The organism is Streptomyces sp. AC558_RSS880, assembly GCF_019049255.1.
Classification (GTDB): domain Bacteria; phylum Actinomycetota; class Actinomycetes; order Streptomycetales; family Streptomycetaceae; genus Streptomyces.
Genome location: NZ_JAGMUJ010000085.1, coordinates 1 through 12075 on the forward strand (window position 1 = coordinate 1; position 12075 = coordinate 12075).

Consider the following 12075-nt stretch of genomic DNA (forward strand, 5'->3'; position numbering starts at 1 on the left):
GTGGCTGTACTTCCGCTTCCCGTTGTCCTACCGCGAGGTCGAGGAACTGATGCTCGAGCGCGGCGTGATCGTCTCGTACGAGACCGTGCGACGGTGGTGTCGGAAGTTCGGGCAGGCCTACGCGAACGGGTGATGAAGGGCTTCCGCTCCGTGGGCGGGGCGCAGAGGTTCCTGTCCGCGTTCAGTGGCATCTCACCCCACTTCCGGCCTCGTCGCCACCTGATGCCCGCACCTCACTACCGAGCCGAAATGACCGTCCGCTTCACCATCCGGGAGCAGATCACCGGCGTCACGGACCGACCTGCCACGGCCTGAGCACCGGCCCGGAACCCGGCCCCACCACACCTCGACACACCGTCAGACGCCCACACACCCAACAACGTGACAACGCCGTCGGTGGTGTTCGCCCGGGCCGTCGTCTGCCGGTTTCCCGACGTCGATAGCCCTCGGCCTCAGATGGAGAGACCGGGGGCTACTTACCATGACGGGGCGGTTACCAGAGCCGGCGGTGACGCATCCCATGCCGGAGAGAATGAGGACCGGAGGGCACCGATGCACGCGTGTCGCCTTGTCCAACGGACGGAACCCGGCGCGGTCACGGGAGACATCACTTCCCTCTTCAAGTCGCACCGGCGGCTCGTACTCGTGCCGAACTTGTTGCCTTATAAAGTACCTCTCGGTGGGAACGGCTCGGAGCCGTGACTATGGTCCGGCCCGGGGAGAACCGAGTGGCGAGAAAACGTAGGACACCCGTGTCGGTACGCGGCCACAAGCGCCGCCTGCCCAACGGGAGAACGACATACGTACGTCGGCACACCCGAACCTACTGGACCGGGCGGAAGCCCCAACTCGCCGTGCGCGGGCCGGGACGCTCCACGGGATCGACGCGACACATCCCTACGCGATCGACGTCGGACAGTACGCGATCCCTCTCGCCGAAGACGGCCAAGCCAACGGAGGCAAGCGCGGCCTGTGGCGCGTGGGGATGCTTCGGCCTTCTGTCCACCGTCATGATCTTCGCCTCGCTGATATCGGAGAAGGGGGAGCGGCCGTACCTGTCCATCATCGTTCCGGTTTTCGTCGCGGCGGTGGTCGCGGGTTGGCTGTGCGGCCGCGTCTTCTCGCCCAGCACGGCCCAGGGGCGGAGGCGGTTGACGACAGCCAGGCGGATCGCGCTGGCCTTGGGCGCCTCCATCGCGGTAGTGCCGATGCTGGTGTGGGAGGCGGTGTCCGACACCGCGGAGCTGGCGCCCATGTGGCTCAACGTCATCCGAAATCTCGGCATGGGCTTCCTCCTGTCCTGGGTGGCCGGCACTCGAAGAGGAGTCAGCAGCGCGGCTTCGGCGCAGAGCACGTCGCCCGAGTCATGCTCGCCACAGCATGAGGCTGCTCCGGACGACTGGACCAGCGTCCCGGACAAGGGCCGCACCATTCAGTCCGACCAGGCATGACGGGCCGTAGGTACGACACAAGCATCACGCCAACGGAAACAACACCCCGCAGGCAGGCGTTCTGCGGTCAGCGCGCGGAGGCCCGGCCGACGCGCAACAGACCAGGATGGCCCCGATCCCCCGGCCGCACGCCCGCCCCGCCCCGCCGCCCGCCCGTCCCTTCCTTTCCTTTCTTCTTTCCGGTCCGGGACCAGCGCAAGGGGTGTACACAGGGGGATGTCGGGCTCCCGGCCACGACCGTACAAGCGTGGTGACCTGCGTGTTTGGAGCTCGGGGACGGACTGCCCACAGACAGTTGTCGGTGAGGTTGTGGGCCTGGTCGCCGACGGTGTTGTCGCATCGTGACCGTGGCCGGGCTCTGGTGGTCGGCGTACTGGTCGGAGGCGGCTGATGCCCTGCCTCGTACCCGCGGCACCCGGTGAGGGGTGGTGGCGTGGTGTTCGCCCTTGCCGACGTCCAGGCCGAGGAAGACGTCGATGTCGCCGGTGTCGATCACGTGCAGGCCCCTCCATCACGCTTTCGTCCGGCCTTGCCAGGGCATCGAGCTGCCACATCCACGTTACGGAGAGCTCTTCCGGTCTTGGGTGAAGCCGGTGCTCAAGCCCCTCATCAGCGGTCCGTCGATGCCTCCGGGCCCGGTGACACCCCCCCGGATCATCAACCGCAACAAGGGGGGAAGTCATGCCGGACCCGAAGGCCGGTAGCTCCATTGCGGAGCCACGAAAAAGGTAACGGGGGGACGGAGAGGTGGCCGCCCTCGGCGCGGCATACACGCAGAAAACGCCCCATGTCCGAAGGATGCACACACGCGCAGTGCACCGGCCGGATGACGTCGGTGTCCGCCGTATGCCGGAATACCCCGTGTGAGAGGAGGGACGACGGGCAACGCATCCTGCATGCGCATCGTGGTCACCGGGGTGACCGGAAACATCGGTTCTGTCGTCGTGCGACGCTTGCGTGCCGAGGGCGGGCACGACCTTGTGGGTCTGGCCCGGCGGCTGCCCGAGGGCCGTGACAGCTGGGGCGTCGACTGGCGCCCGGCGGACCTCAGCACCGAGGCCTGTCACGGCACACTCGTCGAGGCGTTCACCGGTGCGGACGCGGTCGTCCACCTGGCGTGGGGTTTCCAGCCGTCCCACGATCTCGCCTATCTCAGGGAACTCGGCGTCGGCGGCACCCGCCGCGTGCTCCGGGCCGTCGCCGACACCGGTGTCGCGCACCTGATCCACATGTCCTCGGTCGGCGCCTACTCACCGAAGAAGGACGATCGTCCGGTGGACGAGTCCTGGCCCACCGGGGGCGTGCGCAGTTCGCGGTACAGCCGGCACAAAGCGGCGGCCGAACGTCTCCTCGACCGGTATGAGGCCTCCGGCGCCGGCACGCTCGTCACCCGCCTTCGGCCGGGAATCGTCGGGCAGCGCGCCGCCGGCAGCGCTCTCCTGCGGTACGGCGTGCCCGCCCTCGTGCCCTCCAAGGCGCTCGGTTTGCTGCCGGTCCTGCCGATGGACCGGAGGCTGACCATCCCGATGGTTCACACCGACGACGTCGCCGAGGCGATCGTCACGGTGCTGCACCGGCGCGCGGCAGGTCCGTTCAACCTCGCCGCCGACACGCCCGTGACCGCGGCGATCATCGCGGACGCGCTCGGCGCCAGGCTGGTGCACGTGCCCTCCGCAGTGGTCCGCACCGTCATGTCGGCCGCCTGGCACGCGCGCCTGCAACCGGTCGACACCGGGTGGCTCGACATGGGCTTCGCGCTCCCGGTGCTGGATACGACCCGTGCGCGCACGGAACTCGGCTGGGCCCCGGCCAAGGACGGCCCGCAGGTGCTCGCCGAGGTGATCGAGGGCATGAGGGAGGCCGCGTCCGGCCGGACACCCGTGCTGCGCCCACGCACCGTCCTCGGGGCGCTCGGTGACGCGGTCCGTCGTGGGCCGGTCGCTGTGCGGCGATGCCCGTGACCACCGGCACGGCACCGACGCGTCCCGGACCGCCGCCGGTCGCGCTGCTCGCCGCCGCCCACGGCGGACCGGCCCTGGCGGTCGCCGCCATCGCAGGCCTGCTCACGTTCCGCAGCGACCTGGATCCGCTCGATGCCGCCGTCGTCACCGCTGCGGTACTCGCCGGGCAGCTCACGATCGGTTGGGGCAACGACCTGCGGGACCTGCCTCGCGACCGTGCCGTCTGCCGGACCGGCAAGCCGTTGGTCACCGGAGCCCTTCCGGTCGGCCGGGTGGTGCGCGCCCTGGCCGTGGCCGGACTCGCCTGCATCGTGCTGTCCGCGCTCGCCGGCTGGCGCAGCGGGCTGGTCAACGTCGTCCTCGGCGCCGGCGCGGGCCACGCCTACAACCTGGGGCTCAAGTCGACCCGGTGGTCGTGGTTGCCGTACGCCAGTGCCTTCGGAACGCTGCCCTCGGTCGTCACCCTCGCCGGCCCCGCCCCGGCCTGGGCGCCGCTGTGGATGACCGGTGCCGGAGCCGCGCTCGGTGTTGCGGCACATCTGCTCAACACGCTGCCCGACCTCACCGACGACGAACGCACCGGCGTCCGCGGCCTGCCGCACCGGCTCGGCGAGCACCTTTCGCGCACCCTGGCCGTTGTGCTGCTGGCCGCCGCCTCGCTGCTGGCCGTGCTCGGTCCCGCCGGGTCCCCTCCGGCGTGGGCGTCGGCGGTCCTCGCTCCGGTGGCGTTCCTCGTGGTTCTCACGGCGGCCGCCCACGGCCGTGCTCCCTTCCGGGCCGCGGTGGCCGTCGCCCTGCTCGATGTCGTGCTGCTCGTGGCGGCCGGTTGATGGCACCTACCTCCACTCGTTGGGACCTCGTGGTGGTCGGCGCCGGGCCGGCCGGCGCCGCCGCCGCCCTGGGCGCGCTGCACGCCGACGCAAGTCTGCGCGTCGCCCTGCTGGACCGGGCGGGCTTCCCGCGGGACAAAGTCTGCGGCGACGGGGTGGCCCCGCACGTCCTCGACCTCCTCGCCGAGGTCCGCGTCACCGGTCTCGTCGACGACCGGGTCCCGGTCGAACGCCTCCGCCTCGGCCGGGGCGGCCTGGTCGTCGAGCGGCGGACGGCCCGCCCGGCGTGGGTGGTGCCACGCCGGATCTTCGATGCCCGGCTGGTCGACGCGGCCGTCGCCGCGGGCGCCCGGCTCCTGCGGCACCGGGTCCGCGATCTGTGGCAGGACACCGATGCGGTGGTCCTGGACGGGGAGGTCTGCGCCGCGGTCGTGGTCGGCGCCGACGGCGACCACTCGGTCGTCCGACGCACGCTCGGCCGCTCTCGCGGTCCGGTGGCCCTGGCGCTGCGCGGCTACGCCCCGGTCACACCCGGGCGGCGAGGCGTGCAGGTCATCGAGTTCGGCACCCGTCATCAGCCGTCGTACGCCTGGTCCTTCGACCGCGGTGACGGCCATGCGAACGTCGGGTACGGCGAGGTCCTCCATGGAGGCCGGCCAGCGCCGACCCGCGCCCAGTTGTTCGAGCGGCTGGAAGCGCTCCTGCCCGGTGCGACCGAGGAGGGACGGAACTGGGCCGGACACCTCCTGCCGCTCTCGACGGCACGTTGGCGCCCTCCGGCCGGCCGCGTACTGCTCGCGGGCGACGCCGCCTGCCTGGTGAATCCCTTGACCGGAGAGGGCATCCACTACGCCGTGGCCACCGGCATCGCGGCCGGTCGCGCCGCCGCCGCAGCCCTGCGTGACAGACGGCCCGAGCAGGCGGGAGAGCGATACGCCCGCGTCACCCGCCGGATCCTGCTGCCCCACCTGCGCCACACCGCGCTGGCCGCCCGGCTCGCCCGCACCGCTGGTGTCCTCGAGGCCGGGCTGCGGGCCTCAGCCGCCGACCAGCGCGTCTTTGACGACTTCGTCGAACTCGGTCTCGCCAGGGGCCGGCTCACCCCCGCCGTCGCGTTCGGCCTCGGCCGGGCGCTCCTCACATCCGTCCGTCCGACCGACCGTCCTCAGGAGTCGGCATGACCATGAGCGTCCTCAGTGTCTGCGGTGTCCTGCCCGATCACCGCTACCGACAGGAGGAGATCACCGAGTCCTTCGCCGGCATACTGGTCGAAGGCGCGGTCGACCGCGGCGTCGTCGAACGGTTCCACCGCAACACGTGCGTCGAGACCCGGCACACCGTGCTGGCGCTGGAGGAGTACACCCGCCTCGGGGACTTCGGCCGGTCGAACGATGCCTTCATCCGGACGGGCGTCGAACTGGGCGGCCGCGTGGTCGTCAACGCGCTCAAGGAGGTCGGCCTCACGCCGACCGACGTCGACTTCATCGTGTCGTGCACGGTGACCGGTCTGGCCGTCCCCTCGCTCGAAGCCCGCATCGCGGCGGAGGTCGGGTTGCGCCCCGACGTGGTGCGCATGCCCCTGGTCGGCCTCGGCTGTGTCGCCGGCGCGGCCGGCATCGCACGCCTGCATGACCTGCTGCGCGGCTGCCCGGGCGGGGTCGCGGTACTGGTGTCGGTCGAATTGTGCTCGCTCACGTTCCAGCGTGAGGACACCTCGCTCGCCAATCTCGTGGCGAGCGGCCTGTTCGGGGACGGCGCCGCGGCGGTGGTCGCAGTCGGTTCCGGGCATCCGCTCGCCCGGTCCGACGATCCCGCCCGCCCCGAGGTCCTCGCCTCGCGCAGTCGCCTCTACCCCGACTCGGAACGCATGATGGGCTGGGACGTCGGTTCCGGCGGATTCAAGATCGTGCTCGACTCCTCGGTCCCCGACCTGGTGCGCCGGTACGTCGGCGACGACGTTCGTGGCTTCCTCGCCGACCACGCCCTCACCGGCGACGACATCGGCTGGTACGTCGCGCACCCCGGTGGCCCCAAGGTGCTGGAAGCGCTGCAGGAAGTGCTCGGGATCGAGCGCGACGCCCTGGGGGTGACCTGGGACTCACTGCGTCGGATCGGCAACCTGTCCTCCTCCTCGGTGCTTCACGTCCTGGCGGACACGCTCGCCGACCGCCCTCCGCGGCCCGGCTCCCACGGGCTCATGCTCGCCCTGGGCCCGGGCTTCTGCTCCGAACTCGTGCTCCTGCGCGCCCCGGGAGGATGAGAGGTGAGCGGCGGAGTCCTGTTCACCGTCCTGGTCCTGACCGTCGGCCTGGAACGGGTCGCCGAACTGTCCGTGTCCCACCGCAACGCCGTCCGGAGCCTTGCACAGGGCGGCGTGGAGGCCGGGCGGGGTCACTACCCGTTCATGGTGGTGCTGCACACGGGCCTGCTGGTCGGCGCGCTCGTGGAGGTATGGGTGCGGCGGCCGGACATCGTACCGGTCCTCGCCTGGGCCATGCTCGCCCTCGTCGCGGCCTCGCAGGCGCTGCGCTGGTGGTGCGTCGCCACCTTGGGCCGGCAATGGAACACCCGGGTGATCGTCGTACCCGGCGCTGCTCGCGTGACCTGCGGCCCCTACCGCCGGCTCCCGCATCCGAACTACCTCGCCGTCGTCGTCGAAGGGCTCGCACTTCCGCTGGTGCACTCGGCCTGGGTCACGGCGGTCGTCTTCACCGTGCTGAACGGGCTCCTGCTTGTCACCCGCGTCCGCGTCGAGAACACCGCCCTGGCGCGGCTGGCCTGAGGAGGGGCGCATGGATCTTCTCGTCGCCGGTGGCGGACCAGCGGGTCTCGCCACGGCACTGCACGCGGCTCGGGCAGGCCTCGAGGTCGCCGTCTGGGAGCAGCGCGCCGGTACCGTCGACAAGGCGTGCGGCGAAGGTCTGATGCCGGGTGCCGTCGCCGCCCTGGCAGCGCTCGGTGTGCACCCGCCGGGACACGACCTGCGGGGTATCGCATACGTTTCCGGGCCGCGTCGGGTCGGCGCCGACTTCCGGGCAGGGCCGGGCCGCGGGGTGCGTCGCACCGTCCTGCACGCGGCGCTGCGGGAGGCAGTGCTGGCCGCCGGCGTACGGGTCGAGCAGCGCACGGTGCGCCGTGTCGAGCAGGACGAGGGCGGTGTGGTGATCGACGGCACCCGTGCCGGGCACCTCGCCGCTGCGGACGGCCTGCACTCGCCGATCCGCCGGTCCCTGGGTCTGCACCGGCCGCGTCGGGCCCACCGGCGACACGGGCTGCGCCGCCACTACGTGTCCGCCCCCTGGAGCGATCGCGTCGAGGTGCACTGGGCCCGTGACGCGGAGGCCTACGTGACCCCGGTGAGCGACGACCTCGTCGGCGTCGCGGTGCTCACCGCCGGCCGCGGACCGTACGACGACCACCTCGCCGCCTTCCCCGAGTTGCGAGAGCGGCTGGCCGGGGCCGGGTCCGCCGGACCGGTGCGCGGGGCGGGGCCGCTCCGCCAGGACACGAACGCACGCACCGCCGGCCGGGTGCTGCTTGTCGGCGATGCGGCCGGTTATGTCGACGCGCTGACCGGTGAGGGCATCGCGCTGGCGCTCGCGCAGGCCTCGGCGGCGGTGCGAGCAGTCGTCGACAACGACCCGGCAGCGTACGAGCGGGAGTGGCGACGGCTCACCCGGCGCCACCGCTGGCTGACCCAGGCGCTGCTGGGCGTGACGAGGATCCCCCCGGTCCGCTCAGCGCTGGTACCTGCGGCACAGCGGCTGCCGGGGTTGTTCTCCGCGGCCGTCAATGCGCTGGCGCGTCCGGCGGGGACGTGATCCGGCAGGCTTCGGACACCCGCGCCGTGTACGGGCAGAAGGGTCCGGTGCCATCTGAGGCGTCCCCTGGAGTGTGGACACGGGGGTTCATGCCGCGAGAGTGAGTCTATGCTCTGCCCGGTGCCGCTGTTCGAACTCGATGGGTGAGAGGTAGCCGAGGGAGCTGTGGCGCCTGCGGGCGTTGTAGTACGTCAGCCACTGGAAGATCTCCAGCCGGGCCTGCCGCACCGTCGTGAACACCCCGCGCAGGGCTTCTCTCTTCAGCCCCTGCCAGAACGATTCGGCCAGGGCGTTGTCGTAGCTCGACCCGACACGACCCATGCTCCGGCGGATGCCGAAACGGTCGCTGACGTGGGCGAACGCCGCTGAGGTGTATTGCGATCCCCTGTCCGTGTGGAAGATCACTCCGTCCACGTGGCCGCCGCGGGTCGCCACCGCCATCGTGAGCGCGTCGACGACAAGCTCGGTCCGCATGTGCGTGGCCATGGACCAGCCGAGCACCCGGCGCGAGCAGATGTCCAGGACGCACGCGAGGTAGAGCCAGGCGCCGCCGACCTGCACGTATGTGATGTCGCCGCACCACTTCTCGTCCAGGTTCTCGGCGGTGAAGTCGCGTCGGACCAGGTCCGGCGCGGGCGGCGCGAGCCGGTCGGGGACGGTGGTGCGCTTCCGCCGCCGCAGGTGCCGGCCCTCGATTCCTTCCCGGCGCATCAGCCGCTCGACCCGCTTGCGGTTGACCGTGTGCCCGAAGCCCCGCAACTCAGCGTGCACGCGCCGCACTCCATAGGTGCCACGGTGGTCGGCGTGGATCTCGCGGATCTCCGCGACCAGTGCGTCGTCGGCCGCCCTGCGCTCGGCGCGGGCCGCCGCGCCGGCCGTCCACCGGCAGTAGCCCGAGCGCGAGACGCCGAGGACCCGGCATATCCGCTGCACGCCGAAGTCGGCGCGGTGGAGGGAGATGAAGTCCCAGCGGCCGGTCATGCCCTCATCTCCCGGGCGAAATACTGGCCCGCCCGCCGCAGGATCTCCCGCTCCAACTGCCATTCGGCCTCGGCCTTGCGCAGACGGCCGAGCTCGGCCCGCAGCCTCGCCAGTTCCTCGTCCAGGCCCTCAACGGCCTCGCCGCCGCGGGCCCGGCCCGCCTGCTCGTCGGCCTGACGCACCCAGGACCGCAACGTCTCGCCGGTCACCCCGACATCCGCCGCAACCGCCGCGTACGTGCGCCGACCGGTGGCAGCGCGATACAGCGCCACCGCGTCGTTCCTGAACTCCTCCGGATACGGAGACCTACGTCCCACAGGACACCCTTCCTCGGACCATCAAGATCCATTGTCAGAGTGTCCACACCCCAGGGGTCACCTCACCCGTCAGTAGCCCCAACACCGTAGTTACACCACTCATTTGACAGACCCGCCCCGGCGGCGACCGGGAGTGACCGCCTCCTGACATCGGTCCGGCCGGGGTCCCCATCGGTGAAGGCCCCATTGCCCAGCTCCTCGGAATCCACGTCGTGCACCAAGCGTCTTGCAGGCCGCGGAGCTGTCTTGCCCATCGCACCCCCGGCCCCGAGGATCAGCGCAGGAGCCCACCGACCGCCGCGCGAAGCAGTCCCTCGGTGCCGCGCACCGGGCAGCTCGCTCCGCCCGAAGCGGGCTCATCGAGCACGTCCAGGGCCAGTAGCAACGGCGGCTGAGCCGGCCGAAGGTGGTGATCAGGCTGGTTTGTCGAGCACCAGGGCGACGTAGCCCGTGCAGCGTCCTACGGAGCAGTGGGCGTCGACACTGGCGAGGGTGTGCCGCCAGTCCTGTTCGCTGAACTCGCGCAAGTCGGGCCAGCGCAGGCACAGCAGTTCCCGGCCGACCTGGTTCGTCGCCATGCGTGTCAGGAGAGCGCCGAGACGGGAGAAGCCTTCGATCACCGGACGGGTCCAGTCGACGGTGCGCCGCATGACGAACCCCGTCTCCTCCGCGTGCCTCAGGTAACGCCTCAGGGGCTCGAACTCGTCGAACTGCCACGCCTCGCGCACGAGGCCCAGTGGATCGAGCTGCCGGATCATCGACGGATCGTCCGTGTTCCAGACGAAGTCGACCAGGACGAACCTTCCGCCGGGGCGCAGTACCCGGAAGGCTTCGGCTAACAGAGCGCGGCGGTCGGCAGGAGAGAGGTGGAAGGCCGCCTCCAGGCAGAGCACCCGGTCGAACGAGCCGTTCGTGGCACGGATGCCCTCTGCCTGCGGCAGGGCGGTGACATCGGCCACGGCGAAGGTGGCGCGGACGGCGTCGCCGTACCGGGCGCGAGCCTGTGCGATCTGGTCGGCGGTGATGTCGACCCCCACGGCGTCACAGCCCGCGGCAGCCAGCCGGGCGGTGGTGTGGCCGCGTCCGCAGCAGGCGTCCAGCACCCGGTGTCCCGGACTGGCTTGCAGGAGTGCCAGGCTCCTGGTCTCGAGCCGTCGTTGAAACCAAGCCAGCCCACCGACGATCCCGGGGAGGGTCGGAAGGGTGTGGTAACCGAGGTTGACCAGCGCGCCCCAGCCCAGGTGTCGGCACAACCGGAACAGTGGATTGGCATCGCCGTAGGACGCTGCAAGGCGGTCCTGGCCCATTGAGTTCCTTCCTGTGTGTTCCAGGCGGCTCGCATTCCAGACGGCTCGCAATACCCAGGAACGCAGGGGCAAGCAGGCGTGCCGGACCGCGCCCACGCACGGTACAGAACAGGTGCTTACCGGCGAAAGCGGCGGTGTGCCAGCGGTTCTGCCTGAATATCAGCACAACGAGTGGTGCCGTTCCCGTGGCCTCGTCCCACCGCTTTCCGCGTGAGAACGTGGGCCAGCATCAGGGACGAGAGCTGGGGGTACGGTGCGGGTGGCGTTGACCGGTGCCACGGGTTTCCTTGGCCTTCGACTTCTGCACGAGCTGTTGCGCCGTCACCCGTCGGTCACAGTGCTCGCGCGCGGGGAGCCCGACCGCGTACGGGAGCGGATCACCCGAGGCCTCGGCCGGTTCGCCCCCGACCTCACCGGCCTCGCCGACCGCGTCCAGGTGGTGTCCGCCCGGATCACCGAACCTGGCCTCGCCCTGCCGAAGAGTGACTACCAGGAACTGGCGGACTCGCTGGACGCGATCTGGCACTGCGCCGGGAACACCACACTCGACGGTGACCTGGCCACGCTGCGCGAGGTGAACGTGGAGGGCACCCGGTACGTCCTCGACCTGGCCGGGGCCGGACGCCGTACCCCCGTGGTGTTCCACGTCTCTACGGCGTTCGTGGCCGGGGCGCGTCGCACCGGGGTGGTGTACGAGGACGAACTGACCGATGCCTACGGCTTCGAAGGCACCTACGAACGGTCCAAGTTCGAGGCGGAACAGTTGGTGCACGCGTGGGCGAGGGCCACCGGCCGGCCGGTGGTGATCTTCCGGCCAAGCGTCCTGACCACCGGTCTGCCGCCCCACCCGGATCTCCCGGAACACCCGTTGCTGAACATCACGCGGAACCTGTCCGGCATCGCACGGAGCCAGCTCGGCCCCGGCCTGACACCGGACGTGCTCCTCTCCCGGACCAACCGCTTCCGGATCCTGGGGCGGCCGGACGGACAGCTCAACCTGATGCCGGTGGAATCCGCCGCCGCCGTGATGGCCCGGCTCGCCGACCTGCCTCCTCCCGACGGGGTGGAGACCTACCACGTCGTACACGGCCAGGAGACACCGGTCCTCGTGTTCGGCAGACTGCTGGAGCAACTCTCCGGGGTCCGTATCGCAATTGTGCCGGAGCTCCCCGACCCCTCGCCGTACGAGTCGGTCCTTTCACTGGTCAGGGGGGTGTTCTGCTATCTGCGGCACCACCGTCGGTACGACGACTCCCGGGTGAGGGCCAGACTCGGACCGGCGGGCGTCCCGGAACACATCAGCCTGGAGTACCTGCTGTCCGGGCTCCCACCCCGAACGGAGGCTGCCCCGGTTGACCCGGCACCGCATCGCTGAACTGCTGTGGCCCGCTTCGGGACGGCGGGTCG

Annotated in this window: 10 protein-coding genes and 1 pseudogene; 9 read left to right on the top strand and 2 right to left on the bottom strand. The window is 71.0% G+C overall.

Going from position 1 to position 12075, the window contains the following annotated elements:
* The 8 genes and pseudogenes from KUM38_RS42200 to KUM38_RS27065 all read left to right on the top strand — a co-directional run.
* Positions 1–124, top strand: a pseudogene (locus KUM38_RS42200) (IS6 family transposase); the annotation flags it as partial.
* 886 nt (positions 125–1010) lie between these two features.
* Positions 1011–1451 (top strand): hypothetical protein, encoded by a 441-nt coding sequence (locus KUM38_RS27035; protein ID WP_217132844.1) that lies wholly within the window; start codon positions 1011–1013, stop codon positions 1449–1451.
* Positions 1452–2347: 896 nt separating this feature from the next.
* Positions 2348–3412 carry an NAD-dependent epimerase/dehydratase family protein gene (locus KUM38_RS27040; protein ID WP_217132846.1) on the top strand — a complete coding sequence of 355 codons (1065 nt, stop codon included), beginning with the start codon at positions 2348–2350 and terminating at the stop codon, positions 3410–3412.
* The gene (locus tag KUM38_RS27045) at positions 3403–4242 is read left to right on the top strand and encodes a UbiA family prenyltransferase (RefSeq protein ID WP_217132848.1); all 840 of its coding nucleotides are present in this window, start codon (positions 3403–3405) and stop codon (positions 4240–4242) included. Before KUM38_RS27040 ends, KUM38_RS27045 begins: the two co-directional genes overlap by 10 nt.
* Positions 4242–5423, top strand: a complete 1182-nt coding sequence (locus KUM38_RS27050; RefSeq protein ID WP_217132850.1) for an NAD(P)/FAD-dependent oxidoreductase — start codon at positions 4242–4244, stop codon at positions 5421–5423. The genes KUM38_RS27045 and KUM38_RS27050 overlap by 1 nt, the downstream gene beginning before the upstream one ends.
* Positions 5420–6502: a type III polyketide synthase gene (locus tag KUM38_RS27055; protein WP_217132852.1), complete on the top strand. Its 1083-nt coding sequence runs from the start codon at positions 5420–5422 to the stop codon at positions 6500–6502. Before KUM38_RS27050 ends, KUM38_RS27055 begins: the two co-directional genes overlap by 4 nt.
* 3 nt (positions 6503–6505) lie before the next feature.
* Positions 6506–7024, top strand: coding sequence for an isoprenylcysteine carboxyl methyltransferase family protein (locus KUM38_RS27060; RefSeq protein WP_217132853.1), 519 nt, complete (start codon positions 6506–6508; stop codon positions 7022–7024).
* A gap of 10 nt (positions 7025–7034) precedes the next feature.
* Positions 7035–8063, top strand: a complete 1029-nt coding sequence (locus KUM38_RS27065; protein ID WP_217132854.1) for an NAD(P)/FAD-dependent oxidoreductase — start codon at positions 7035–7037, stop codon at positions 8061–8063.
* Positions 8064–8150: 87 nt separating this feature from the next.
* Here KUM38_RS27065 and KUM38_RS27070 read toward each other — a convergent pair.
* Positions 8151–9361 (bottom strand): IS3 family transposase gene (locus tag KUM38_RS27070; protein WP_217132855.1). Its coding sequence is split into 2 segments (ribosomal slippage): positions 8151–9109 and positions 9109–9361, totalling 1212 coding nucleotides; the frame shifts between segments, so codons are not numbered across the junction.
* A 413-nt stretch (positions 9362–9774) separates the two neighbouring features.
* A complete protein-coding gene (locus tag KUM38_RS27075; protein WP_254397810.1) occupies positions 9775–10668 on the bottom strand; it encodes a class I SAM-dependent methyltransferase in 894 nt (297 codons plus the stop codon).
* Between the two features lie 253 nt (positions 10669–10921).
* Here KUM38_RS27075 and KUM38_RS27080 point away from each other — a divergent pair, with 253 nt between their 5' ends.
* Positions 10922–12043, top strand: a complete 1122-nt coding sequence (locus tag KUM38_RS27080; RefSeq protein ID WP_217132856.1) for an SDR family oxidoreductase — start codon at positions 10922–10924, stop codon at positions 12041–12043.
* Positions 12044–12075: the final 32 nt, after the last annotated feature.

Coding starts and splice junctions, on each gene's coding strand:
- KUM38_RS27075 (WP_254397810.1), bottom strand. CDS start 10,668: ATGGGCCAGGACCGCCTTGCAGCGTCCTACGGCGATGCCAATCCACTG.
- KUM38_RS27050 (WP_217132850.1), top strand. CDS start 4,242: ATGGCACCTACCTCCACTCGTTGGGACCTCGTGGTGGTCGGCGCCGGG.
- KUM38_RS27040 (WP_217132846.1), top strand. CDS start 2,348: ATGCGCATCGTGGTCACCGGGGTGACCGGAAACATCGGTTCTGTCGTC.
- KUM38_RS27045 (WP_217132848.1), top strand. CDS start 3,403: ATGCCCGTGACCACCGGCACGGCACCGACGCGTCCCGGACCGCCGCCG.
- KUM38_RS27065 (WP_217132854.1), top strand. CDS start 7,035: ATGGATCTTCTCGTCGCCGGTGGCGGACCAGCGGGTCTCGCCACGGCA.
- KUM38_RS27035 (WP_217132844.1), top strand. CDS start 1,011: ATGATCTTCGCCTCGCTGATATCGGAGAAGGGGGAGCGGCCGTACCTG.
- KUM38_RS27055 (WP_217132852.1), top strand. CDS start 5,420: ATGACCATGAGCGTCCTCAGTGTCTGCGGTGTCCTGCCCGATCACCGC.